Raw genomic sequence first — 22701 nt, 5'->3', positions numbered from 1 at the left:
GAGTAACGGAGGCGCGCAAAGGTTCCCTCAGGCTGATTGGAAACCAGCCGTCGAGTGCAAACGCATAAGGGAGCTTGACTGCGAGACAGACATGTCGAGCAGGTACGAAAGTAGGTGTTAGTGATCCGGTGGTCCCGCATGGAAGGGCCATCGCTCATCGGATAAAAGGTACGCCGGGGATAACAGGCTGATCGCATCCAAGAGTTCACATCGACGATGCGGTTTGGCACCTCGATGTCGGCTCATCACATCCTGGGGCTGGAGCAGGTCCCAAGGGTACGGCTGTTCGCCGTTTAAAGTGGTACGCGAGCTGGGTTTAAAACGTCGTGAGACAGTTTGGTCCCTATCTTCTGTGGGCGTAGGAGAATTGAGTGGGTCTGTTCCTAGTACGAGAGGACCGGAATGGACGATTCCCTAGTGGACCTGTTGTCGCGCCAGCGGCATAGCAGGGTAGCTATAATCGGAATGGATAACCGCTGAAAGCATCTAAGCGGGAAACCAGCCACAAGATAAGTTCTCCCTTGTCGCAAGACACTTAAGATCCCAGGAAGACCACCTGGTAGATAGGCCGGAAGTGTACGCGCAGTAATGTGTTCAGCTGACCGGTACTAATAGATCGTGAGTCTTAACTCTCTCTCTTCACCTGTTTTTCTTACATATTTCGTCCTGGTGACCACGGCGGAGGGGCCACACCCGATTCCATTCCGAACTCGGAAGTTAAGACCTCCAGCGCCAATGATACTGCCAGTCCACTGGTGGGAAAGTAGGTCGTCGCCAGGACTTTTTTTATTTCTGCTCTCCCTTCCCCATGTCCGCCATAATCTGAGCTCTCGTCTTCCACTTTTTCATCGCCTTTGCTACGCCATCTTTGTAGTCCCATCTCCTCGTTATTACTGAATTATTTTGGCATATGAGTCTTTCTGGCCTTGTGCGGTACGATCAGATAAAATGATCGTGTGTCGCTAACTGAGCACAATAGACATCAATCATGAAGCAAATAGTAGCGTGGGCCGGAAATGCCTACTTCGTTTCGCACATGCGCAATGCAGGATATCATGTCGTTGTCCTGCCAAAAAGTTTTCGCGCGGTCGGCTGGGATGACATCATTGAACACTGCGGCACCGTTCCCGACATGTTCATCTACGGTGATTGCAGCGTCCTCCCATTTCTTCGGGATATTGAATCATTCCCGTGTCCCACGATTTTTTACGCGATAGATACGCATATCCACAGTTGGTATCCACGGTTTGCACAGGCCTTCGACTTGTGCTGTGTTGCGATGCGCGATCATCGTTCAGAGTTTGCGGGGCATCGGCTCAGAGATGATCAGATCTCCTGGTTGCCGCTATTTGCCAAGGACCAGGATCGGCGCACCGATATCCATGATGGCCCGCGCTACGATGTCGTATTTGTCGGCAAGAACGATCCGTCGCTCACTCCAGTCAGGCACAGGCTCCTTCAGGAATTAGGTGACAAGGTCCCCCTGACGGTTTTGCAGGGCAGGTACAATGAAGTGTATGCCCGCGCAAAACTCGTGCTGAACATATCCGAGCATGGCGATCTGAACTTCCGGGTGTTTGAGGCCCTTGGATGCGGTGCCTGCCTGATCACGCCTCGAGTCGGTCATGGCCTTCTCGATCTTTTTTCTGACGGGAAGGATCTGTTCACCTATGATGCGGATGATCTGCCGGCGCTGGTGAGGCTCATAAGGGAACTGCTGGCGGATGAAACGAGGCGGGACAGAGTTGCCGACGCCGGTCTGGCTGCCGTTGAGGGGAAGCACCGAGCGGCAGACCGTGCGCGCGAGTTCATGGAGTGGATTTCAGCCCAGGACCTCACGCACCTGGTCCGGGAAAGGCTGGCCGCGAAGGAAGGGATCAGGCAGGGCTATCTGCGCCTGCTGTACCTTCATCTGGCCAAAGCCGAGGCTGACGCCGAACGGGCGCGGATGTATATGGAATTTGCCGGTTCGGGACCGGTCCTTTGATTGCCTGCGCACCTTCCGCATGATTCGCGGATGATGGCAGCTGCAGATTATCGGTGCTGGACCGGTTATCTCGCCGTCATGTCGACTGCTCACCCAAGGGTGGCTTTGAGCGCCCTGGCGACGTCCTCGATAATCCACGACGGTGTCGACGCACCGGCGGTGAGGCCGATACGTTCGAAGGCTTCAAGTTCGCCCCAGGGCAGCTCATCGGAGGTTTCGACATGCACTGTGAACACGCCAGCCTCCTGGGCGATTTGGGCCAATCTGCGGGTGTTGCCGCTGTTTTTTCCTCCCACCACGACCATGGCCTGAACCTCCCGCGACAGGATGCGCACCTCTTCCTGCCTGTCTTTCGTCGCCGTGCAGATGGTGTCCAAAATGGTCATCTCCTGATCGATTTCACCCAGAAGAAATTCGCGGATGGCGGTGAATGACTCGCGGTCCTGCGTTGTCTGCGCGGCAAGGAAATATCTGCTGCCCTGCGGAAGCGTCATGGCTTTCACTTCCTCAAGGCTTTCAAACACCGTGTGCTCCGTTGCGTAGCTGATGAGCCCCTTGACTTCGGGGTGGTCCCGCTCGCCGAAAAGCAGGAGATGCTTGCCCTGCTCGGCCTGTTTTTGGATGAGGATCTGCGCCTTTTTGACTTTCGGGCACGTGGCGTCGATCAGGGTTACACCAAGCCTTTCGAAGTTTTCCTGCACCTGCTTAGGGATTCCATGCGCCCTGATGATGACCACATCCGCCGGGTCGAGCCGTTTCGAGCCGTCCGTCTGCTTCACCCCGAGGTTCTGGTAGCGTTCGAGCACCTGCGGGTTGTGGATGATCGGTCCCAGAGTATGGATGGTGCCCGTGCCGGGGGGGGTGCGAACGGCCTTGTCGAGCTTGTTCAGGGCCATGTCAACGCCCATGCAGAATCCCGCGGTTTTAGCGATGATGAGTTCCATGTTCCTCCTCCGTCTCCATGTGCGTTGCTTGTCCTTCCAGCAGGGCAAACACTTCGTCCCAGGTTTTGCAGAACACGATGTCGCGCCGCAGGCTGCGCGCGCCGGGCAGGCCTTTGAGAAAGCGCGGCACCAGAGTGCGCATCTTCAGAAGTCCCAACCGGTCCATGCCGTGTCCCGTATAGAGTTCGCACAGCCTGCGAACCATGGTGATGGCCTGGTGGCCGCTCTTCTCCGATGCTTCGGCATGTCCGTGCAAGGCCAGGTAGCGCTCGAAAATCGCCGGATCGTTCAGGGCGCCCCGCGCGAACATGATGCTGTCGACACCGGTCTGCTCGACGCAGCGGACCGCGTCTTCCGCCATGAAAAGGTCTCCGCTGGCGATGACGGGCAGGCCTACGGATTTCTTCAACTCGGCCAGCCGAGGCCAGTCCGCCTGGCCGGTGAACCCCTGGGCCCCGTAGCGTGGGTGCATGGTCACCCAGCCGGCGCCCAGATCTTCGAGCCCCTTGGCTACATCCAGAAAGACCGGCTGTCCGACGTACCAGCCCAGACGGATCTTGAATCCCATGCATCCGGGTTCCGTGGCGCCGATCATGGCCTTGGCGAGTCGCAGGAGGTGCTGCGGCTCCTTCAGCAGGGCTGCGCCGCTGCCTGTTTTGGAGACTTTGCGCACCGGGCAACCGCAGTTGAGGTCGAAGTAGCGGAAACCGGCCTCCCGCAGGCGCTCAACAGCCTGCACGAGGAATTGTTCCTCGGATCCGAAAAGCTGGACGACCAGGGGCTCGTCCGCCGCACTGGTCATGAGCAGTTCCTGGGTGCCGGGGCTTTGGTAGATAAGTCCTTTGGCGCTGACCATTTCCGTCACGGCCATACGGCAGCCGTGTTCGCGGCAGAGCAGTCTGAAGGGCAGGTCCGAATAGCCGGCCAGAGGGGCAAGCCATGGCGCGTCGGGAGAAAAGGATATGCGTGGGGTCATGGGAGCTGTGGTCTATGGTTTCAATTCGATGTGTCGCTCGGATCGTGGCGGGTCGCGGTGGTGGATTTCAGGTCGAGGTAGCTCGAAAATTCCCGGGGCATCAGGATTCGGTCTTGGGCTGGTCGAGGATCAGTTCCACCTCGTCGACACTGAGACCCGTGGCCTGAGCCAGGGCCTGGGCAGACTGGCCGCGCCGGAACCCGCTCAGGATGGTCTGCCGCAGGAACTGGGGCGATTTGGTGAAGTTCTCGGCCTGTTCGAGGAGGCGGCGCATTTCCGTGGAGCGCTGGTGCAGCTTGTCTTCGAGCAGGGCCAGCTCTTCCTGCCGCTTGGCGAAGGTTTCGACGATTTCTTTTTCCAGGCGCGCGTTGAAGTCGAGCTTCTGCAGGAATTCCTGCTGCTTGTCCTGCAGGGAGCGGACGAGGAGCTCCGACTTCTTGAGTTTCATGTAGAAGATGCACGCCAGCGCCATGAGCAGGAGTTCCACTGCCGTGGACGCTGCCAGAATCCAGTAGGAAAAATCCGTGTTCATCTAGACCTGCGTGTCGATCAGGCGGCCCTGATCCGATTCCGGTTCAGGTTGCGTGTCCTGGGCTTCCCCGTGCCCGGCAAAGAACTGCCCGCTCGACTGGCTGTGGCCCTCGGGATCCACCAGGTTGCCGGAGTCTGTCGCTTCACTTTTGATGACCTGTTTCTGCTCCTGGCGCTGGCGGCGCAGCACCGCTTCCTGGGCAAGGGCCTGCTGCGCTTCGGGGTGGGCGACTTGGGTATGGTGGATTTTCTGGGCCTCCGGAATCTGGCTGATGAGCGTCGTCAGATTGAGATTGTCGACCATTACCGCACCACATATTCCTCGATAAGGATTTCCGACACGGTCCCGCTTTTCATGTGCCGGTTGATGACCGCCGCCAGATCGCTTTTGAGCTTATCGGAATTGGCCGGGTTGTCCAGAAAGGACAGGGGCGCGCTCTTCAGGTAGCCGTAGATGCCGTCTCTGATGAAAACCGACTTGACCTGCATTTCCAGGCGCATGATCTCCGTCACGTTGGGGATCGACAGGGTGAAGGTAAGGATGCGAATCTGGTCCGCAAGCGCGAATTCCACCTGAAACCGCTCCAGGCTGTGGGTCACGAGCACCGGAGGCTGCTTCGTTGCGTTGTCGGCTTCGGGCGACGAGGCTTCGGGCTGGGGATGGGGAGCGGCTTCAGTCTGTTGCCGTGGTTCTTCGGCTTCCGCCGGTTGCTTTGTTGGCTCGTCGGACGAGGATTTCATGAAGAAATACGCTCCGCCCGCGCCGAACAGCAGGCAGAGTGCCGCAGCGAGACCGAATATCAAGATTTTTTTCCGCGAACGTTTGGGGGCTGTCAGCTCTTGGGGGGCCAGAGCCGGGACTGTCTGCTCGGGCTCCTGTTCGGCGGGAGGGGGAGGCGGTTCTTCCTCTTTCTCCTCGAATTCAAGGAACAGGGCGTCGTCCAGGTCGAGTTCGACCTTCTGCAGGCCCTTGGGGACCTCGTCCCGCAGACGTTCATCATCCAGGGCGACATTGGTGTCGCCATTCTGGAGCGGCTGGGCGAGAAGGACGAGAAGGATCATGGGGCGGCCCCGACCGGCAACGGGGGACGCTGCCGGCCAGGATGGTTATTCAAAGATTTTGTTGATTTTCTGGCCCAGGGTTTCCGCAGTGAAGGGCTTGACAATGTAGTTGGAAACCTTGGCCTGCACGGCCTCGATGATGTTCTCCTGCTGGGCCTCGGCCGTGACCATGAGGAAGGGCAGGTCCGCGAACTCCTCGCTGGCGCGAACCTTGCGCAACAGTTCGATGCCGGTCATCTGGGGCATGTTCCAGTCGGAGATGATGAAATCCACCTGGTCCTTGTTCAGGAGCTCCCAGGCCGCGGCGCCGTCGTCGGCCTCGATGATGTTGGAGAAGCCGAGCTGTCTGAGAATATTTTTAATGATCCGGCGCATGGTCGAGAAGTCATCGACAATGAGCACCCGCATGTTCGTGTTGACCGCCATGTATTCCTCCGCATTGGAAATTCATGAAATCGAAGGGCCCGTCAGGTGATGTCCCCGTACTCTCGCATGAACATATGCTTGAGCTTCCCCAGGGCCTGCGAGTGCAGCTGCGAGACCCGTCCCTCGGTGATGTCCAAGGCGGAAGCCACTTCCTTCATGTTGAGTTCTTCGGTGTAGTACAAGCTGAGCACCAGCTTTTCCCGTTCGCTCAGTCTATCGATGAGATGCCCCAGCTTGTCAATGATATCCTGGAATGCCGCGGCGGCAAAGGGTTCCTGGTGATTGCGCCCCTCTCCGGCCTGCTCTCCGTGCTCCTGGATCGCCTCGAGACTCAGGATGATTTGGGAGTTCAGGGCTTCCAGCGTCGACTCCAGTTCCAGGCGGTCCTGGCCCGTGACTTCGAGCAGTTCATTGCGGGACGGGGCGTGTCCGTTCTCCTGCTCGAACTCGCGGATGACCTGTTCCAGCTTCTTGATTTTCTGTCTGAGCCCCCGCGAGAGCCAATCCATGCGCCGCAGTTCGTCGAGCATGGCGCCGCGGATCCTGTTGTCGGCGAAGGTTTCGAAGCGGATGCCCAGATCTGGCCTGAATTTGCCGAAGGCCTCCATGAGGCCCAGGGTCCCCGCGCTGATCAGGTCCGGCAGTTCGATGTGGGACGGGAGTTTGGACTTGAGGTGCAGGGCGCTGGCCTTGATGCGGGGGGCGAAGGCGCGGGCGATGCGGTCCTTGTCGGCGGGGGACAGGGACGAGAAGGAGGTTCCGGTCTGCTCCAGCACGGACCAGACCGGTTCGGCGGCGTTATTCCGCAAAGAGGAGCTTCTTCCAGAAGAACTTGATGTTCCCATCGAGATGGTCCTGCGGTTTCCATTGCGCCAGCTTGCGGGCCACGGCGGACATGGCTCTGGACGCCTCGGCCTCCGGGTTCAGGCTGCAGAAGGGCTGCTGCCGGATGACGGCCTGGCGCACCGTCGGGTCCTGGGGGATGGCGCCGACGAAATCCAGGGAGATGCCTCCCAGGAAATGGTCGCAGGCGTTGTAGAGCTTGGCGAAGATTTCCCTGGCCGCTTTTTCGCTGCCGGCCATGTTGACCAGCACGTGGAACGAGTCGACCCCATGCCGCAGCTTCAGGACCTTGATGAGGGCGTAGGCGTCGGTCAGGGACGTCGGCTCGGGCGTGATGACCAGCAGTCGGTTCTGGACGGCCAGGTTGAAGTAGAGGACGTTGTCGTTGATGCCCGCCCCCGTGTCGACGATCAGAAAGTCGATGCTGTCCTCCAGGACGTCCATGGCCTCCAGGAGTTCGAGCTTCTGTCCCGTGGACAGGGATAGCATGCCGCTCACGCCGCTGGCCGCCGGCAGGATGGAGAACCCGAATTCCGTCGGGTGGAGGATGTCGCCGATGGACACGCCTTCGTGAAAGACGTGGAACAGGTTCTTTTCCGGTGTCATGCCCAGTACGACATCGACGTTGGCCAGGCCCAGGTCCGCGTCAAGGATGACGCAGCGCTTGCCCAGCCGTGCGAGGCACAGGGCGAGATTGACGGAGACGTTGGTTTTTCCGACGCCCCCCTTGCCGGAGGTGACCGAGAGAACGATGGGGAGGTTGGCGCTCATGCTCTGTCCGGGACGTGTTATCAGTTGGTTGCGAGGGGCAGCTCGTGCCGCAGCAGGAGTTTCCAGACATCGTGCCCGCAGGGCTGGGCCAGGGTGTTCTTCAGATCCGGCCCGACGGAAAAGAGGGAGACGGGCAACCCGGTGCTGCTGGCCAGATTGATTATTTCCCCGTAATTACAGGCTTCGTCCAGCTTCGTCCAGATAATGCTGGACGCCGACGGACAGCGCAGCCGGCTCATGAAGCTCTCCATCTGGGACGAGCCGAACAGCGGGCTGAGGACCAGGTGCACGTGGCAGGGGGGCAGGGCGCCGCCGGCGGCGTCGTCCAGCCAGGACGTCAGGCTCTGGCGGCCGGGCAGACCGGGCAGGTCCACCAGGATGAGGTCGTAACTTTGCGCGTCGCCGCGCAGGGCCTCCCAGTGCTCCCTCGTGTCCAGTTCCCGGTACGAAAGCCCCGAAAGCTCGGTGTAGTGGCGCAGGTAGAGGCGCCCCTTGCCCTGGGAGCGGTCGGCGTTGACCACCAGGATGCGCGGGCCTTTTCCGTTTTTCTTCGCGGCCAGGGCCAGGCGCAGGGCCGTGCTGGTCTTGCCGCTGCCGAAGGGGCCGGCCAGGAGATGGATCTTGTGTTCCCAGGGCGTGTCCAGCCAGGGAGCGACGCCGACCATGTCGTTCATGACCGAGAGGGTGGGCGTGTCGGGCGAACGGCGGAATTTCTCCCACAGGTCCATGAGCACGTCCTCCTTCACTCCCTCGCGTTCCAGGTATTCGAAGACCAACTGCTGTCGGGGCGTGAGCAGGCCCACATCCATCTGGGGCTTGAGCACGGCCATGAGCTGCTTGCGCAGCCTCGTCCACTCCTCGCGCAGGCAGGATGCGTCGTCCTGGCCCAGGGGCGGAGCGATCTCGGCCGTTTCCGTGGCGGCGGGGGGCACATCCAGGGCGGCCATGATCTCGTAGGTGGTCACCCCTTTGACGGACCGCTTCTGGTTGCTGAGGATGATGGCGTCAGGGCCCAGCTCGTTCTTGATCCGGGCCATGATGTCCTTGGTGCTCGTTCCGGTGAATGTCCTGACCTGCATGCTAGATTTCCACCATGGCTACGGATTCGAGTCTGATGTCGGCCGGAATCTCCGCCTGGGAGATGACCGGCATGGTCGGCAGGAAGCGGGCCAGGAGCTGGGCGAGGTGCTGCCGGATGACCGGGGAGGTCAGCAGCACGGGCTGGCCCTCGGCCACGATGCCCTTTTCGGAGGCCTTGTTGATGGCCTGGATGATCTTGTGCGCCAGCCCCGGCTCCATTGCCAGGTAGGTGCCGTTGTCCGTGCGCTTGATGCTCTCCTGGAAGGCGTTTTCGATGGCCGGGTTCAGGGAGATGATGGGCAGCAGGTTGCCCGATCCCAGGTAGGGCTTGATGATGGTCCTGGACAGGCGCTGCCGCACGAATTCCGTGAGCTGGTCCGGGTCCTTGATGGAATGGCCGTAGTCGGCCAGGCATTCCACGATGCTCAGCAGATCGCGGATGGACACGTTCTCTTTCACCAGGTTCTGCAGGACCTTCTGCACCGAGCCCAGGGCCAGGATGCCGGGCACCAGTTCCTCCACGACCTTGGGGGCGCGCTGGGACAGGTTGTCCAGCAGAGCCTGGACCTCCTGGCGGCCCAGGAACTCGTGCAGGTTCTGCTTGAAGACTTCGGTCAGGTGCGTGGCGATGACCGTCGAGGGGTCGACCACGGTGTATCCGGCCATGACGGCCTCGTCCTTCTTGGCGTCGGGGATCCACAGGGCCGGAAGGTTGAAGGCCGGCTCCAGGGTCTCGATGCCCTTGATGCGGTGGCGCGCGTCGCCAGGGTCCATGGCCAGGAAGTGGTCGATCATGATCTCGGCCGAGGCCACACGGTTGCCCTTGATCTGGACCACGTACTCGCCGGGCTTGAGCTGCAGGTTGTCGCGCAGGTGCAGGGACGGCACAATGACGCCCATGTCCAGGGCGAATTGGCGGCGGATGGAGCGGATGCGCGCCAGCAGGTTGCCGTTCTGCTCCTCGTCCACAAGGGGGATGAGCCCGTAGCCCACTTCAAGTTCCATGACGTCGAGGGGCAGCAGGGCCTGGACCTCTTCGGGGCTGTCGGGCGCCGCGCCCTTCTTTTTCCTGGGTTCGGGCTCCTTGGTTTCGGCCTTGATGCGGTCGGCCAGGACGGACACGCCGAAGAGGGCGCCGGAAATGATCATGAAGGCCAGGGTCGGCATGCCCGGTACGATGGCGAAGAGCAGCAGCACGCCCGAGACGAGCTTCAGGGCCTTGGGGTGGTTGGTCAGCTGGCCGATGAACTCCTCGCCCATGCGCGCCTCGGCCGCCGCGCGGCTGACGATGATGCCGGCCGAGGTCGAGGTGATCAGCGAGGGGATGGTCGAGACCAGGCCGTCGCCGATTGTCAGCAGCGAAAAGGTCTTGGCCGCTTCCATCCAGCTCATGTCCTTCATCAGAACGCCGATGAAGATGCCGCCGACGATGTTGATGAAGGTGATGAACATGCCCGCGTTGACGTCGCCGGAGACGAACTTGCCCGCGCCGTCCATGGCGCCGTAGAAGTCCGCCTCGCGGCGCAGGTTCTCGCGCTGCCTGACGGCCTGCTCCTCGTCGATGAGGCCGGCGTTCAGGTCGGCCTCGATGGCCATCTGCTTGCCGGGCATGGCGTCCAGGGTGAAGCGCGCCGCGACTTCGGCGATGCGCGTCGTGCCGGCCACGATGACGGTCTTGTTCAGGATGAAGAGGATGAGGAAGATGACCGCGCCGATGGCGAAGTTGCCGCCGACCACGAACTCGCCGAAGGCCTGGATGACCTTGCCCGCGGCCCCGGTGCCCTGGTCCCCGTGCAGCAGGATGAGCCTGGTGGAGGCCACGTTCAGGGCCAGGCGCAGGAGCGTGGTCACGAGCAGGACCGACGGGAAGATGGAGAATTCCAGCGGCGAGGTCATGAACATGGAGGTGATGAGGATGACCAGGGAGAAGGAGATGGAGAAGGCCAGCAGCACGTCCAGGATGATGGTCGGCAGCGGCACCAGCATGACGAAAAGCGTCAGGACCACACCGCCGGCCAGGAGGAAGTCTCCCTGCTTGGTGAAGCGCTTGTAGTTGATGGTCATGGCCTGGGCGCGTGAAGACATTATTTTGACGTCCTGAAGCGGTTGCGGTTCTAGGGGCGGCGCTGCCTGGTCCGGTAGATCTGGGCCAGGATCGCGGCCACTGCCTGGTAGAATTCCTCAGGGATGGTGTCCCCGACCTCGACCACCTTATACAAGGCCCGTGCCAGGGGTTTGTTCTCGCGGATGGGGATGCCGTGTTCGCGTGCGATCTCCCTGATGCGTTCGGCCACCTTGCCGGCGCCCTTGGCCAGCACCACCGGTGCGGGAGCTTCCTGGGCGTTGTAGCGGACGGCGATGGCCAGGTGGGTCGGGTTGGTGATGATGACGTCGGCCTTGGGCACGTCCTGCATCATGCGCCGCATCATGACGGCCATCATTTTCTGGCGCTGCTTGCTCTTGACGACCGGGTCGCCCTCGGCCTGCTTGCGCTCGTCCTTGATCTCGCTCTTGGTCATCTTGATATTCTCCTCGTAGTCCCAGCGGGAATAGAGGAGGTCGGCGATGCCGATGATGAGCATGGGCGCCAGGGCGTACTGGAACATGGTCTGCCCGGCCGAGAGGACGTAGGCGGCGATGGCCTCGGGAGTCTGGTAGAAGAGGGGGATAACCTCGCCGAGAGCCTGCTTGAGGACCACGTAGGGCCCGATGGCCACGGCCACGGCCATGAAGATGCTTTTGAGCAGGCGGACGACGGACTGCTTGCTCAGGATCAGCTTCTGGAGGCCGGACACGACGTTGAGGAATTTGAACTTGGGCTTCATGACCTTGGGCGCCCAGAGCTTGCCGACCTGCAGTCGGACCATGACGAAGGCCGCGACGGCGATGACCAGCATGACGGGCAGCACCATGACGGCGATGCTGACGAGGCAGTCCTTGAAGAGCGCGTAGACCGAGGTGCGGGTCAGTTCGAAGGTGAAGCCTTCATGGAAGAACCAGCGCATGAGCTTGTCCATCTCGGCGTGGATGGTGTCCAGATACAGGCGCAGCATGATGATGCCGAAGAGCAGGGTCACGGGCTTGGGCAGCTCCTGGCTCTTGGGCACGCTCCCCTCGCCGCGGGCCTTGTTGCGGCGTTTGGGGGTGGCTTGTTCTGTGCGGCTCGGATCGTTCTGGGACATGGGGTCCTAGCGCATGGCGCCGATGAGTTGGGAGAAGAGGAGCGGCATGCGCGACACGAAACCCTCCATGTGCAGGGTCAGAATCTCGAAGATGATGCCCAGAAACAGAAAGCCGACGCTGATCTTGATCGGGAAGCCGATGATCAGCACGTTCATCTGCGGGGAGGCGCGCGAAACCAGGGCCAGGGCCAGGTCCACCAGCAGGATGGCGGCGATGACCGGGGCGCCGATCTGGATGGCCAGGACAAAAATCTGACCCGAGAGGGCGAAGACCTGGGAGACCAGCCGATCGGTGATGAGGATGGAACCCGGGGGCAGCAGGTCGAAGCTCTTCATCAGCCCGCTCAGGAGGTAGAGGTGGCCGTTGAAGCTCAGGAACGTCAGCAAACTGACCATGTAGAGGAAATGCGCCGTGACCGCCTCGGACGCGCCTGAATCCGGGTCCACGACGTTGACCATGGCGAAGCCCATCTGGAAGCCGATGAGCTGGCCGCCGGTCTGGATGGCGGCGAAGACGAAGCGGATGACCAGGCCCAGGATCAGGCCGATCAGCAGTTCCGCGCCGAGCATGACCGCCAGGGAGAACGGGTGCGCCGGCAGTTGGTCCCCGACCAGCGGCAGCCGCGGCCAGAGGGCCAGGGTCAGGGTCAGGCAGAGGGCCGCCTTGGCGGGCGTGGGCAAGGTCTGGCCGCCGAAGAAGGGCATGAGGAAAAGGATCACGCTGATGCGCATGAGCGCAAACAGAAAGGTCAGGGTGACGCCCGGATCGAAGGAGAAGAGGTCCATGCGCCGCGTAAAGCAAAACACGGACCACGGGACGGGGCTGGCCCCGATCTGCCTTTGCTGGCTGTGGAAAAGCTCGAAATTCGCAGGCCGCTCAAAAACGGCGGATTGCTAGACCATGCCTGGCCAGGACTCGGTCTGCCAGCGGCGCAGGGCGTTGAACATGTTGGTGCGGATGCGCTTGTCGCCCTTGCACAGGGACAGGGCGGCGTCCAGGGTCTCGCTGCGGGCCGTGGCGTCCTTGGATGGGCAGTCATTCTGCCAGAGGGGGAGCTTCCACTGCCGGCAGGCTTGGGAGATGGTGGACTTGTCCAGCAGGAGCAGGGGGCGGATGAGGGTCAGGCGGCCGCCGAAATAGGTCTCCTTGGGCACCAGACCGTATATTTTCCCCGTCTTCAGCATGTTCATGAAGAAGGTCGAGATCAGGTCGTCGGTGTTGTGCCCCAGGGCCAGGTGGGTCAGGTTGTACTGGCGGCAGAGGTCGAAGAGGCGCTTGCGGCGGTGCCAGGCGCAGAAGAAGCACGGCGATTTCTTGCGGTTTTCGGACGAGTGGGCCCGGGGACCGAAGTCCGTGGTTTCGAGATGGCCGGCCACCCCGTGCTCCCGCATCCAGTCGGCCAGGGGGGCGTGGTTCGTCGAGTCGAAGCCGGGGTTCAGATGGATGACGAAGAGCTCGAAGGGGAAAGGGACGATGCGCTGGCGCATGGTCATGACCTGGAGCATGACCCAGCTGTCCATGCCGCCCGACACGGCCAGTCCGATGCGGGCCCCGGGCCAGGCCATGCCCGTCTGCTGCATGAGTTTGCCGGCCTGCCCGAGGCAGGACTGCTGGGCGTATTTGAGTTTGCCCCACTGGGCCATGGCGGTCTCCGGAAATCGGCTTGCAGCGGAGCGCACAGGCGCACCCGCAGGGGTTTGACAGATTCGCGATGCGTATTATGAGCCTTAAGTGCCCGCCTCCCTATCGACGCCGCAGGCCCGTGTAAAGGGCTCGCCCCGGGGAGGAGGCGAGTTGCACGTTGACAGGGCCCGAAGGTTGTGCGTAACGTTAAATGTTATTCCCGACTCGATCCGTTGAGCCGGGCATTTTTTCTGTGTATTCTCAACTCGATATATATTTGCGGAGGTGCAATGGCCAGGATTACCGTTGAAGATTGCCTGGAGAAGGTCAACAACAGATTTCTGATCGTGCAGATGGCCATCAAGCGGGTCAAGCAGTATCACGAAGGGTACGATCCCCTCGTCTCGTCCAAGAACAAGGAAATCGTGACCGCCCTGCGCGAGATCGCCGAAGGCAAGGTCCTGCCCGATGTGGAGCACATCGAGGATTTCAGTTTCGAAGCCGACGATCAGGATGAGTGATGGCTGACAAGCGTGATTACTACGAAGTGCTGGGCGTCGGCCGCAGCGCCTCGGCGGACGAGATCAAGAGCGCCTATCGCAAGCTCGCCCTGAAATACCACCCCGACCGCAACCCGGACAATCCTGAGGCCGAGGACATGTTCAAGGAGGCGGCCGAGGCCTACGAGGTTCTGAGCGACGCGTCCAAGCGCGCCCAGTACGACAGGTTCGGTCATGCCGGCGTCAACGGCCAGGGCTTCGGGGATCATTTCCACTCCTCCGAGGACGTGTTCAGCGCCTTCGGCGACATCTTCGGGGATTTCTTCGGATTCGGCGCGGCCGCCGGTGGCCGGCGCCGTCCGCGTGCCGGGGCGGACCTGCGCTACAACCTGACCGTGTCCTTCCGCGACGCGGCCAAGGGAACCGAGGTCGAACTCAATATCCCCAAGAAGGAGACCTGTTCCGACTGCGGCGGGTCCGGCTCCACGCCGGGGCACACCCCCGAGACCTGCCAGCATTGCCGCGGGCAGGGTCAGGTCACCCAGAGCCAGGGATTTTTCCGCATCTCCGTGCCGTGTCCCGTCTGCCGGGGCGAGGGCAAGGTCATCACCCACCCGTGTGCCAAGTGCCGCGGCCAGGGCGTGACGCAGATCAACAAGAACCTCAAGGTGCGCATCCCCGGCGGCGTGGACAACGGCAGCCGCCTGCGCCTGCGCGGCGAGGGCGAGCCCGGTGATTTCGGCGGGCCGCATGGCGACCTCTACGTGGTCATCTACGTCGAGGACGACAAGATATTCACCCGCCGTGGCCAGGATCTGGTCATCGTGGCGGAGATCTCCATCGTGCAGGCCATCCTCGGGGCCAAGATCGAGGTCCCGACCCTCGACGAGCCCGTGAGCCTGGAAATCCCCAAGGGCACCCAGTCCGGCAAGATCCTGCGCATCAAGGGCCTCGGCCTGCCGCACCTGGGCAGCACCCAGAAGGGCGACCTGCTGGTGGAGGTCTCGGTGCGCATCCCGACCAACGTGACCAAAAAGCAGGAGGAGCTGTTGCGCGAGTTCGAAAAGCTCGAGGACAACCGTCCGCTGAACAAGGTCAAGGATTTCTTCAAGAAAGCCATGGGCGACTAGTCCGGGCGAAAGCTGCGAACGGCCGGAACCTGTTTCCGGCCTTTTTCATTTCAGGGAGGGCGTGTGGAAGAGAAATTGACGCATATCGACGAGGCCGGGAACGTGGTCATGGTGGACGTCGGCGGCAAGGCCGACACCAAAAGACGGGCCGTGGTCCGCTGCCGCGTGCTTCTGAACGCGCACACCTTCGACCTGCTGACCAAAAACGCCCTGCCCAAGGGCGACGTGCTGACCACGGCCAAGGTGGCCGGCATCATGGCCGCCAAGCGCACCTGGGAACTCATCCCCATGTGCCACCCCATCCTGCTTTCCAAGGCCGACGTGCGCCTGACCCCGGTGCCGGTCGACCTGTCCATCGAGATCGAGGCCGAGGCCCGCACCACAGGGCCCACGGGCGTCGAGATGGAGGCCCTCATGGCGGCCCAGGTGGCGGCCATGACCATCTACGACATGTGCAAGGCCGTGCAGCGGGACATCCGCATCACGGACTGTCGCCTGACGCACAAGAGCGGCGGCAAGAGCGGCGAGTTCAACGCCGAGTGACGTTCATCTCGATTTCCGGTTTTCACGGCGCGCCCCGGTTCATCCCCGGCGCGCCTTTTTTCGCGGCCCAGGCATCCCGTGGCGGCATATGCCGCGCAACCCTTTGACACACAAGACAAGGATATATTCGTGACCACTGAGAGCATCATCAAGGACTCTTCGGCCAATCCCGCCCCCCTGGGCCTCCTCGGCTTCGGGCTGACCACCATTCTCCTGAATATCCACAACGCCGGGCTCTACCCGGTCAACTCCATGATCATGGGCATGGGCATTTTTGTCGGCGGCATCGCGCAGATCTTCGCCGGCCTGCTGGAGTCCAAGAAGAACAACACCTTCGGCCTGACGGCCTTCACGGCCTACGGCTCCTTCTGGCTGTCCCTGGTGGCCATCTGGGTCCTGCCCGCCCTGGGCCTGGCCGAGAAGAGCGACGAGACGGCCATGGGTATCTATCTGGCCATCTGGGGCCTCTTCACCTTCTGCATGTTCCTCGGCACCTTCCGCCTGAACCGGGCCCTGCAGGTCGTCTTCGGCACCTTGGTCGCCCTGTTCTGGCTCCTGGCCATCGGCGACCTGACCCACATCGCGGCCTACAAGACCACGGCCGGCTACGTCGGTATCCTGTGCGGCTTTTCGGCCTTCTACGCGGCCATCGCCCAAGTGCTGAACGAGGTCTACGGCCGCACGGTTCTCCCGCTGGGCCCGGTGGCGAAGAAGTAGCTCGGGGACGCCATGGCGCCAGGAAAGGCCGATCACGCTGTGGTCGGCCTTTTTTTCGGCGTGCGCCCGGCAAAAGAAAAGCCCCCGTCCGGGAACGAGGGCCTTTTATCGGTCGGATGGGGGCGCTACCAGATGCGGCGCACCTTGACCCCTTTGTCGGCCATGTAGTTCTTGAGGTCCGTCACCGTGTACTCGCCGTAGTGCACGATGGAGGCGATGAGGGCGGCCGAGGCGCGGCCTTCGGTCACGGCGTCAACCATGTGCTGCGGGTTGCCGGCCCCGCCCGAAGCGATGACCGGGATGCGCACGCTGTCCGCGATGAGCCGGGTCAGGGTCAGTTCGTAGCCGTCCTTGGTGCCGTCGGCGTCGATGGAGTTGACGCACAGTTCGCCCGCGCCCAGGCGCTCGACCTCCCTGGCCCACCACAGGGCGTCGATACCCATGTGCTTGCGGCCGCCGTGGATGACGATCTCGTAGCCCGAGGGGATGGTCTCGGACGCGGGCACGCGCAGCACGTCCATGCCGACGACGATGCACTGGGAGCCGAAGGCCTCGGCCCCTTCGGTGATGATGTGCGGCGTCTTCACCGCGGCCGAGTTGACGGAGATCTTCTCGGCGCCGGCCAGGAGCACGTCGCGCATGTCGGCCAAGGTGGAGATGCCGCCGCCCACGGAGAAGGGGATGAAGATCTGCGAGGCGACGGCCTCCACGACCTTGAGCATGATGCCGCGGCCCTCGTGGGAGGCCGTGATGTCGTAGAAGACGATCTCGTCGGCCCCTTCCTCGTAGTAGCGTTTGGCCGTCTCGACCGGGTCGCCGATGTCCACGTTGCCTTCGAACTTGACGCCTTTGGTCAGCTTGCCGTTCCTGACGTCCAGGCAGGGGATGATCCGTTTACTGAGCATTGGCCGCCTCCCTGCAGTACGCGTAGAAGTTGGAGAGCAGTTTCAGGCCCGGTCGTCCGCTCTTCTCCGGGTGGAACTGGGCCGACCACAGCCCGTCGCGGCCGTGCACGGAGCAGAACTCCCGTCCGTAGTAGGTCGTGCCGATGATGTATTCGGGGGCGGGGTTGGGGTAGTAGCTGTGCACGAAATAGAATTCGCTCTCCGGGGAGATGCCGTCGAAGAGAGGGCAGTCCTTCTTGAGGGCCACGGTGTTCCAGCCCATGTGCGGGATGTTGATGGGCGAGCCGTCTTCCTCGGTCAGGTCCGGGGTGAAGATGTCGCAGCGTCCCGGGATGAGGCCAAGCGTCGTCGTGTCGTTTTCCGGGCTGTATTCGAGCAGGATCTGGCAGCCCAGGCAGATGCCCAGGAGCGGTTTGCCCGAGGCGATCTCATGGGCCATGATTTCTTTCAGCCCCGACCGGCCGAGGTAGGCCATGGCCGAACCGGCCGCACCCACGCCGGGGAAGATGAGCCCCTCGCAGCCCGCGATGACGTGGGCGTCGGCCGTGATGGTGCAGGGGATGGAGAGGTAGTCCAGGGCGCGTTTGACGCTGGTCAGGTTGCCGGCCTTGTAGTCAAGGATGGCGAGCATAGGGTGCTCCTCGTGGAAGTGGTGGACAGGAAGGCGGCACTGTAGCCAAAGCCCGTGCAAAAACCAAGACCCGAATGTTCCTCTGGCCGGAACGCCGGAGCGTCAGGCGGACTGGAATCAGTCCCGTACAGGGGCTGGCGTCTTGCCCCTGGGGCCCTTTCAAGCTAGGGGCGGTGGGAGAAGACTCGAAAGGGAGGCACTATGATCATCATCACCGGCGGCGCCGGCTTCATCGGCAGCGCCATGGCCTGGGAACTGAACCGCCAGGGCATCCGCGACATCCTCGTGGTCGACAACCTTGCCAGCACGAACAAGTGGCGCAACCTCGTGGGCCTCAAGTACCACCGCTACATCCACAAGGACGAATTCCTGGGCCTGACCAAGACCCGGTACATGGAAGGCCGCATCGAGGCCGTGATCCACATGGGCGCCTGTTCGGCCACCACCGAGGCCGACTGCGACTACCTCATGCGCAACAACCTCGAATACTCCAAGGCCCTGTGCCGTTTCGCCCTGGAGCGCGACGCGCGCTTCATCTACGCCAGCTCCGCCGCGACCTACGGCGACGGCAGCCGTGGCTTCGACGACTCCGACGAGGCCATGGAGTCCCTGCAGCCGCTCAACATGTACGGCTATTCCAAGCATCTCTTCGACCTCTGGCTCAAGGGCGACGGGCTTCTGGAAAAGGTGGCGGGACTCAAGTTCTTCAATGTCTTCGGCCCCAACGAGTACCACAAGGACGACATGCGCTCCGTTGTCTGCAAGGCCTTCACCCAGATCCGGCAGACCGGGAAGCTCAAGCTCTTCAAGTCCTACCGCCAGGAATACGCCCACGGCGAGCAGCGCCGCGACTTCGTCTACATCAAGGACTGCGTGAGGGTCATCGACTGGCTGCTCAAGAACCGCGGCGTCGGCGGCGTCTTCAATGTCGGTACGGGCCAGGCCCGGACCTGGAATGACCTGGCGCGCGGGGTGTTCGCGGCCATGGGCCGGGAGACGCAGGTCGAGTATGTCGAGATGCCCGACGCCCTGCGCGGCAAGTACCAGTACTACACCTGCGCCGACCTGAAGAAGCTGTCCGGCCGCGGCTGCGACGTGGACTTCCGTCCCCTGGAGGACGGCGTCGCCGACTACGTCCAGAACTACCTGATGCACGGCTACGCCCACCTGACGTCGCGCTACTGACGGTCGGAGCGCGGGGCGAAAAAGGCGGCCGGGTCTCCCGGGCCGCCTTTTTCAATTGCGGCGCGCTTCGAGCATGATGGAGATGATTCTCGGGTCGAGACAGGAGCGCATGAACGCGTTCATGTCCGTCTCGTCGCCCGAAGGATAGAAGGCGAGCATCAGCTCGTTGAATTCCAGGCGGCGGCTGGCCGGCAGGTTGATGGCCGGGTAGCCGTTGGCCAGGAGATGCCCGTTCATGAGGAATCTTCCCATGCGCTTGTTGACGTCATAGAAAAATTGGCAGCGGGCCATGGTCAGGAAGATGTGGATGGCCTGGTCGTAGATGTCGGGCATGCTGGCCGCGGTCAGCAGCACGTCCTCAAAGAGGCGTGGGAGTTCATCGGAAGGCGGCGGCGTGAACTTTGTTCCTGCGATCAGCACGCCGCCCGAGCGGAACCGTCCCCATTCCAGGGCGTCCTCGCGCGCAGCCAGAGCGTGAAGGGCGCAGGCCTTGTCCCGGGAGAGCTCGAATTCCCCCGCCTCGACCCATTCGAAGAGCCGAGTCCAGGCTTCGCGCTGGTTGAGGGCTATCCTCTGGTCCGAAAGTCTGTGCCCCCCGACGGTGACACCCTGCAGGAGTGTCTGGATTTCCGGCAGCGTGAATGGGATGCCCTCCAGGTTCACGGCGTCGCAGACGAATTCCGCAAGCTGTCGCTTGGCCAGCATGAGGGCCTTGGACCGGTCGGGCGTCATGCCCCAGTGCGTGTCCGTCATCAGGCGGCTCCTTGGTTGTCGGTAGCGGCTGTTCCGGCTGGCATACCTTCAGTTCCCCGCCCTTCGCAAGGCTCGGTTCACAGCTCCAGAAACGGCCCCGTGACCGAGCCGGGGTTTTGCTTCAGTTCCTCGGGCGTGCCCTGGGCCACGACCAGGCCGCCGTTCTCGCCGCCGCCGGGGCCCAGGTCGATGACGTGGTCCGAGGCGGCCACCACGTCCAGGTTGTGCTCGATGACGATGACCGAGGCGCCCTTGTCCACCAGGGTGTGCAGCACCGAGATGAGCTTGCCGACCTCGTGCATGTGCAGGCCCGTGGTCGGTTCGTCCAGGATGTAGAGGGTGCCGGGGAGGCTCCGCTTGCCCAGTTCGCGGGAGATCTTGATGCGCTGGGCCTCGCCGCCGGACAGGGTCGTGGCCGGCTGGCCCAGGCGGATGTACTCCAGGCCCACCTCCTCCAGGACCCCGAGCTTGCGCTCCAGGGCCGGGTGGTTGGCGAAGAACTGGCGGGCCTGGCGGACCGTCATGTCGAGAATGTCGGCTATGGACTTGTCGCGGTACAGGATGTCCAGGGTCTCGCGGTTGTAGCGCTTGCCGCCGCAGACCTCGCAGGTCACGAAAACGTCGGGCAGGAAGTGCATCTCGACCCGGATCTGGCCGTCGCCCTGGCAGGCCTCGCAGCGGCCGCCGCGGACGTTGAAGCTGAAGCGCCCGACGTTGTAGCCGCGCTTGCGGGCGTCCTTGCTGCCGGCGAAGATGCCCCGGATCTCGTCGAAGACCTTGGTGTAGGTGGCGGGGTTGGAGCGGGGCGTGCGGCCGATGGGGCTCTGGTCGATGGAGATGATCTTCTCCAGGGCCTCGGCGCCGTCGATGCCGCCGATGGTGCCCGGCGCCTCGACCTTGAGGCCCTGGGCGAGGGCCAGGTGCTTGTACAGGGAGTCCACCACCAGGGAACTCTTGCCCGAACCCGAGACCCCGGTGATGCAGACCAGGGAGTCCAGGGGGAAGCGGACGTCGATGCCGCGCAGGTTGTTGGTCGTCACCCCGCGCAGGGTGATGGCCCGGCCCGATTTTCTGCGCGCCGGCGGCCGGGCGATGCGCAGGTCGCCGCGCAGGTATTTGCCCGTCAGGCTCTGGGACTCGTTGACCAGCTTTTCGGGCGTGCCGGCGAAGACCAGGTCCCCGCCCAGGAAGCCCGAGCCGGGGCCGAGTTCCAGCACGTGGTCGGCCGAGCGGATGGTGGGCTCGTCGTGCTCGACCACCAGCACCGTGTTGCCGCGGCTCTGGAGCTGGCGCAGGGTGCTGATGAGGCGCACGTTGTCGCGCGGGTGCAGGCCGATGCTCGGCTCGTCCAGGACGTAGGTCACGCCGACCAGACCCGAGCCGAGCTGTCCGGCCAGGCGGATGCGCTGGGCTTCGCCGCCGGACAGGGTGGTCATGTTGCGGGCCAGGCAGATGTAGTCCAGGCCCACGTTGGCCAGGAATTCCATGCGGTGGCGCAGCTCTTTGAGTAGCGGCGTGCTGATCTCGGCGTTCACGCCGGCGAAGTCCAGGCCCTGCAGCCACTTCAGGGCGCGGGCGATGGGCAGGGCGCAGAAGTCGAAGATGTTGAGCCCCTCCACGCGCACGGACAGAGCCTCGGGCCGCAGACGGGCGCCCCTGCATTCGGGGCAGTCCATGGTCTGGCGGTAGCGCGCAAGTTCATCGCGCCAGATGTGGCCGAGTCCCTGCCCCTGTTCGAGGAAATGGATGACGCCCGGCCAGTCGCCGTCGCCGTGGAACAGGGCGTGCCGGGCCTCGATCGCGAACTCCCGCAGGGGCGTGTCCAGGGTGAAGCCCTGCCGCAGGCCCAGAGCCTTCAAGTCGGCGGCGAAGCGGTCGAAGGCGCGGCCCTTCCACGGCAGGATGGCGCCCTGGCGCAGGGACAGGCCGCCGTTGGGCGCCAGCAGCACCGGCTCGTAATATTCCACCGCGCCCAGGCCCGAACAGTGCGGGCAGGCTCCCTGGGGGCTGTTGAAGGAGAAGAGCTGGGGGCTGGGTTTGGGCAGGCTCAGGCTGCAGCGGGGGCAGACCGCGTCGGTGGAGAAGAAGATGTCCTCGCCGCCGATGACGGACACGACGATGCGCCCCTCGCCCGACGTCAGGCCCAGCTCCACGGAGTCGGCCAGGCGCTTGCGCATGTCGGCCTTGAGCACCAGACGGTCCACCACCAGGTCGACGCTGTGCTTCAGGTTCTTGGCCAGCTCCGGCATGGGGTCCAGGGGCCGCACCTCGCCGTTCACGCGCACGCGCACGAAACCCTGGCTCTTCAGTTTCTTGAAGAGGTCGGCGTGGGTGCCCTTCTTGTGGTCGACCATGGGCGCCAGGAGCATGAACTTGGTGCCTTCGGGCAGGCTCATGATGCGGTCCATGATCTGGTCGCCGGTCTGGGCCTGGATGGGCACGCCGCATTCGGGGCAGCAGGGCGTGCCCAGGCGCGCGTAGAAGACGCGCAGAAAGTCGTAGACCTCCGTGACCGTGCCCACGGTGGAGCGCGGGTTCTTGGAGATGGTCTGCTGCTCCAGGGAGATGGCCGGGGTCAGTCCCTCGATGAGGTCGATGGCCGGCTTGTCCATCTGAGGCAGGAACTGGCGCGCGTAGGCTGACAGGGACTCGACGTAGCGGCGCTGGCCTTCGGCGTAGACGATGTCGAAGGCCAGGGTGGACTTGCCCGACCCCGAAGGGCCGCAGACCACCACCAGCTTGTCGCGGGGGATGTCCAGGGTCAGGTTCTTGAGATTGTGCTCGCGCGCGCCTTCTATATGTATGACTTTGGTATCCATGAACGCCCTGTTGCTGCTGCAGGGAAAATGCAGGTTTAGACTTGCGGGATGCTACCTATAACCATATGAAAATCACTGGCAAGTGGGACATG

At 62.8% G+C, this 22701-nt stretch carries 23 protein-coding genes, 2 rRNA genes and 1 pseudogene (1 of these 26 running past the window's edge); 9 read left to right on the top strand and 17 right to left on the bottom strand.

Going from position 1 to position 22701, the window contains the following annotated elements; translation table 11 throughout:
• The 3 genes from ACYQ3G_RS03305 to ACYQ3G_RS03295 all read left to right on the top strand — a co-directional run.
• Window positions 1-633, top strand: a 23S ribosomal RNA gene (locus tag ACYQ3G_RS03305) (it extends 2310 nt beyond the left edge of the window).
• 32 nt (window positions 634-665) lie between these two features.
• Window positions 666-780, top strand: a 5S ribosomal RNA gene (rrf, locus tag ACYQ3G_RS03300).
• A 208-nt stretch (window positions 781-988) separates the two neighbouring features.
• Entirely contained in the window at window positions 989-1987 is a 999-nt protein-coding gene (locus tag ACYQ3G_RS03295; RefSeq protein ID WP_459822323.1) for a glycosyltransferase family protein, read from the top strand.
• A gap of 89 nt (window positions 1988-2076) precedes the next feature.
• Here the strand turns inward: ACYQ3G_RS03295 and ispH are convergent, their stop codons facing one another.
• Complete coding sequence (gene ispH, locus ACYQ3G_RS03290; RefSeq protein ID WP_459824168.1) at window positions 2077-2877, bottom strand: 4-hydroxy-3-methylbut-2-enyl diphosphate reductase; 801 nt, start codon at window positions 2875-2877, stop codon at window positions 2077-2079.
• Here ispH and ACYQ3G_RS03285 point away from each other — a divergent pair.
• Window positions 2853-2915, top strand: a pseudogene (locus tag ACYQ3G_RS03285) (hypothetical protein); the annotation flags it as partial. The gene ispH and the pseudogene ACYQ3G_RS03285 sit on opposite strands and share 25 nt — an antisense overlap.
• On the opposite strand, the gene ACYQ3G_RS03280 reads toward ACYQ3G_RS03285, so the two are convergent.
• The 12 genes from ACYQ3G_RS03280 to ACYQ3G_RS03225 all read right to left on the bottom strand — a co-directional run bounded on the left by ACYQ3G_RS03280 (window position 2912) and on the right by ACYQ3G_RS03225 (window position 13446).
• Window positions 2912-3907, bottom strand: coding sequence for a tRNA dihydrouridine synthase (locus tag ACYQ3G_RS03280; RefSeq protein ID WP_459822321.1), 996 nt, complete (start codon window positions 3905-3907; stop codon window positions 2912-2914). The pseudogene ACYQ3G_RS03285 and the gene ACYQ3G_RS03280 sit on opposite strands and share 4 nt — an antisense overlap.
• A 100-nt stretch (window positions 3908-4007) precedes the next feature.
• The gene (locus tag ACYQ3G_RS03275) at window positions 4008-4439 is read right to left on the bottom strand and encodes a hypothetical protein (RefSeq protein ID WP_459822319.1); all 432 of its coding nucleotides are present in this window, start codon (window positions 4437-4439) and stop codon (window positions 4008-4010) included.
• Entirely contained in the window at window positions 4440-4742 is a 303-nt protein-coding gene (locus tag ACYQ3G_RS03270) for a hypothetical protein (protein ID WP_459822317.1), read from the bottom strand.
• The gene (locus ACYQ3G_RS03265; RefSeq protein WP_459822316.1) at window positions 4742-5500 is read right to left on the bottom strand and encodes a flagellar basal body-associated FliL family protein; all 759 of its coding nucleotides are present in this window, start codon (window positions 5498-5500) and stop codon (window positions 4742-4744) included. The genes ACYQ3G_RS03270 and ACYQ3G_RS03265 overlap by 1 nt, the downstream gene beginning before the upstream one ends.
• A gap of 45 nt (window positions 5501-5545) precedes the next feature.
• Entirely contained in the window at window positions 5546-5926 is a 381-nt protein-coding gene (locus tag ACYQ3G_RS03260; protein ID WP_028578405.1) for a chemotaxis response regulator CheY, read from the bottom strand.
• Between the two features lie 41 nt (window positions 5927-5967).
• Complete coding sequence (locus ACYQ3G_RS03255; RefSeq protein ID WP_028578404.1) at window positions 5968-6771, bottom strand: FliA/WhiG family RNA polymerase sigma factor; 804 nt, start codon at window positions 6769-6771, stop codon at window positions 5968-5970.
• Window positions 6725-7540, bottom strand: coding sequence for a MinD/ParA family protein (locus ACYQ3G_RS03250; protein ID WP_028578403.1), 816 nt, complete (start codon window positions 7538-7540; stop codon window positions 6725-6727). The genes ACYQ3G_RS03255 and ACYQ3G_RS03250 overlap by 47 nt, the downstream gene beginning before the upstream one ends.
• A 20-nt stretch (window positions 7541-7560) precedes the next feature.
• A complete protein-coding gene (locus tag ACYQ3G_RS03245; protein WP_028578402.1) occupies window positions 7561-8619 on the bottom strand; it encodes a flagellar biosynthesis protein FlhF in 1059 nt (352 codons plus the stop codon).
• Between the two features lies 1 nt (window position 8620).
• The gene (flhA, locus tag ACYQ3G_RS03240) at window positions 8621-10705 is read right to left on the bottom strand and encodes a flagellar biosynthesis protein FlhA (protein ID WP_028578401.1); all 2085 of its coding nucleotides are present in this window, start codon (window positions 10703-10705) and stop codon (window positions 8621-8623) included.
• A gap of 29 nt (window positions 10706-10734) precedes the next feature.
• Window positions 10735-11802 (bottom strand): flagellar biosynthesis protein FlhB, encoded by a 1068-nt coding sequence (flhB, locus tag ACYQ3G_RS03235; protein WP_459822313.1) that lies wholly within the window; start codon window positions 11800-11802, stop codon window positions 10735-10737.
• A gap of 6 nt (window positions 11803-11808) precedes the next feature.
• Window positions 11809-12588 carry a flagellar biosynthetic protein FliR gene (fliR, locus tag ACYQ3G_RS03230; protein WP_459822311.1) on the bottom strand — a complete coding sequence of 260 codons (780 nt, stop codon included), beginning with the start codon at window positions 12586-12588 and terminating at the stop codon, window positions 11809-11811.
• 108 nt (window positions 12589-12696) lie between these two features.
• Entirely contained in the window at window positions 12697-13446 is a 750-nt protein-coding gene (locus ACYQ3G_RS03225) for a tRNA lysidine(34) synthetase (RefSeq protein ID WP_459822309.1), read from the bottom strand.
• 270 nt (window positions 13447-13716) lie between these two features.
• On the opposite strand from ACYQ3G_RS03225, the gene rpoZ reads away from it, so the two are divergent.
• The 4 genes from rpoZ to ACYQ3G_RS03205 all read left to right on the top strand — a co-directional run bounded on the left by rpoZ (window position 13717) and on the right by ACYQ3G_RS03205 (window position 16316).
• Complete coding sequence (rpoZ, locus tag ACYQ3G_RS03220; protein WP_028578397.1) at window positions 13717-13947, top strand: DNA-directed RNA polymerase subunit omega; 231 nt, start codon at window positions 13717-13719, stop codon at window positions 13945-13947.
• Window positions 13947-15056 (top strand): molecular chaperone DnaJ, encoded by a 1110-nt coding sequence (gene dnaJ, locus ACYQ3G_RS03215; protein ID WP_459822307.1) that lies wholly within the window; start codon window positions 13947-13949, stop codon window positions 15054-15056. The genes rpoZ and dnaJ overlap by 1 nt, the downstream gene beginning before the upstream one ends.
• A gap of 63 nt (window positions 15057-15119) precedes the next feature.
• Window positions 15120-15599, top strand: a complete 480-nt coding sequence (gene moaC / locus ACYQ3G_RS03210; RefSeq protein ID WP_028578395.1) for a cyclic pyranopterin monophosphate synthase MoaC — start codon at window positions 15120-15122, stop codon at window positions 15597-15599.
• A gap of 147 nt (window positions 15600-15746) precedes the next feature.
• On the top strand, window positions 15747-16316 hold the full coding sequence (locus ACYQ3G_RS03205; RefSeq protein ID WP_459824166.1) for an acetate uptake transporter: 570 nt from the start codon (window positions 15747-15749) through the stop codon (window positions 16314-16316).
• Between the two features lie 125 nt (window positions 16317-16441).
• On the opposite strand, the gene hisF is transcribed toward ACYQ3G_RS03205, so the two are convergent.
• Window positions 16442-17221 carry an imidazole glycerol phosphate synthase subunit HisF gene (hisF, locus tag ACYQ3G_RS03200; protein WP_459822305.1) on the bottom strand — a complete coding sequence of 260 codons (780 nt, stop codon included), beginning with the start codon at window positions 17219-17221 and terminating at the stop codon, window positions 16442-16444.
• Complete coding sequence (hisH, locus tag ACYQ3G_RS03195) at window positions 17211-17852, bottom strand: imidazole glycerol phosphate synthase subunit HisH (protein ID WP_459822303.1); 642 nt, start codon at window positions 17850-17852, stop codon at window positions 17211-17213. The genes hisF and hisH overlap by 11 nt, the downstream gene beginning before the upstream one ends.
• Before the next feature lie 201 nt (window positions 17853-18053).
• Between hisH and rfaD the strand changes: the two genes are divergently transcribed.
• On the top strand, window positions 18054-19037 hold the full coding sequence (gene rfaD, locus ACYQ3G_RS03190) for an ADP-glyceromanno-heptose 6-epimerase (RefSeq protein WP_028578391.1): 984 nt from the start codon (window positions 18054-18056) through the stop codon (window positions 19035-19037).
• A gap of 51 nt (window positions 19038-19088) precedes the next feature.
• On the opposite strand, the gene ACYQ3G_RS03185 is transcribed toward rfaD, so the two are convergent.
• Both ACYQ3G_RS03185 and uvrA read right to left on the bottom strand, forming a co-directional pair.
• Window positions 19089-19790 carry a Fic family protein gene (locus tag ACYQ3G_RS03185; RefSeq protein ID WP_459822301.1) on the bottom strand — a complete coding sequence of 234 codons (702 nt, stop codon included), beginning with the start codon at window positions 19788-19790 and terminating at the stop codon, window positions 19089-19091.
• Window positions 19791-19867: 77 nt separating this feature from the next.
• On the bottom strand, window positions 19868-22609 hold the full coding sequence (uvrA, locus tag ACYQ3G_RS03180; protein ID WP_459822299.1) for an excinuclease ABC subunit UvrA: 2742 nt from the start codon (window positions 22607-22609) through the stop codon (window positions 19868-19870).
• Window positions 22610-22701: the final 92 nt, after the last annotated feature.

Source organism: Desulfomicrobium salsuginis, from assembly GCF_054657795.1.
The sequence above is the reverse complement of the archived record's forward strand: the minus strand, read 5'-3'. Positions and strand labels throughout refer to the sequence as shown.

Coding starts and splice junctions, on each gene's coding strand:
- ACYQ3G_RS03275 (WP_459822319.1), bottom strand. CDS start 4,439: ATGAACACGGATTTTTCCTACTGGATTCTGGCAGCGTCCACGGCAGTG.
- flhA (WP_028578401.1), bottom strand. CDS start 10,705: ATGTCTTCACGCGCCCAGGCCATGACCATCAACTACAAGCGCTTCACC.
- uvrA (WP_459822299.1), bottom strand. CDS start 22,609: ATGGATACCAAAGTCATACATATAGAAGGCGCGCGCGAGCACAATCTC.
- dnaJ (WP_459822307.1), top strand. CDS start 13,947: ATGGCTGACAAGCGTGATTACTACGAAGTGCTGGGCGTCGGCCGCAGC.
- ACYQ3G_RS03260 (WP_028578405.1), bottom strand. CDS start 5,926: ATGGCGGTCAACACGAACATGCGGGTGCTCATTGTCGATGACTTCTCG.
- ACYQ3G_RS03280 (WP_459822321.1), bottom strand. CDS start 3,907: ATGACCCCACGCATATCCTTTTCTCCCGACGCGCCATGGCTTGCCCCT.
- ACYQ3G_RS03250 (WP_028578403.1), bottom strand. CDS start 7,540: ATGAGCGCCAACCTCCCCATCGTTCTCTCGGTCACCTCCGGCAAGGGG.
- fliR (WP_459822311.1), bottom strand. CDS start 12,588: ATGGACCTCTTCTCCTTCGATCCGGGCGTCACCCTGACCTTTCTGTTT.
- rpoZ (WP_028578397.1), top strand. CDS start 13,717: ATGGCCAGGATTACCGTTGAAGATTGCCTGGAGAAGGTCAACAACAGA.
- ACYQ3G_RS03255 (WP_028578404.1), bottom strand. CDS start 6,771: ATGGGAACATCAAGTTCTTCTGGAAGAAGCTCCTCTTTGCGGAATAAC.
- ACYQ3G_RS03270 (WP_459822317.1), bottom strand. CDS start 4,742: ATGGTCGACAATCTCAATCTGACGACGCTCATCAGCCAGATTCCGGAG.
- flhB (WP_459822313.1), bottom strand. CDS start 11,802: ATGTCCCAGAACGATCCGAGCCGCACAGAACAAGCCACCCCCAAACGC.
- ACYQ3G_RS03295 (WP_459822323.1), top strand. CDS start 989: ATGAAGCAAATAGTAGCGTGGGCCGGAAATGCCTACTTCGTTTCGCAC.
- ACYQ3G_RS03245 (WP_028578402.1), bottom strand. CDS start 8,619: ATGCAGGTCAGGACATTCACCGGAACGAGCACCAAGGACATCATGGCC.
- hisH (WP_459822303.1), bottom strand. CDS start 17,852: ATGCTCGCCATCCTTGACTACAAGGCCGGCAACCTGACCAGCGTCAAA.
- ACYQ3G_RS03225 (WP_459822309.1), bottom strand. CDS start 13,446: ATGGCCCAGTGGGGCAAACTCAAATACGCCCAGCAGTCCTGCCTCGGG.
- hisF (WP_459822305.1), bottom strand. CDS start 17,221: ATGCTCAGTAAACGGATCATCCCCTGCCTGGACGTCAGGAACGGCAAG.
- ACYQ3G_RS03265 (WP_459822316.1), bottom strand. CDS start 5,500: ATGATCCTTCTCGTCCTTCTCGCCCAGCCGCTCCAGAATGGCGACACC.
- ACYQ3G_RS03185 (WP_459822301.1), bottom strand. CDS start 19,790: ATGACGGACACGCACTGGGGCATGACGCCCGACCGGTCCAAGGCCCTC.
- rfaD (WP_028578391.1), top strand. CDS start 18,054: ATGATCATCATCACCGGCGGCGCCGGCTTCATCGGCAGCGCCATGGCC.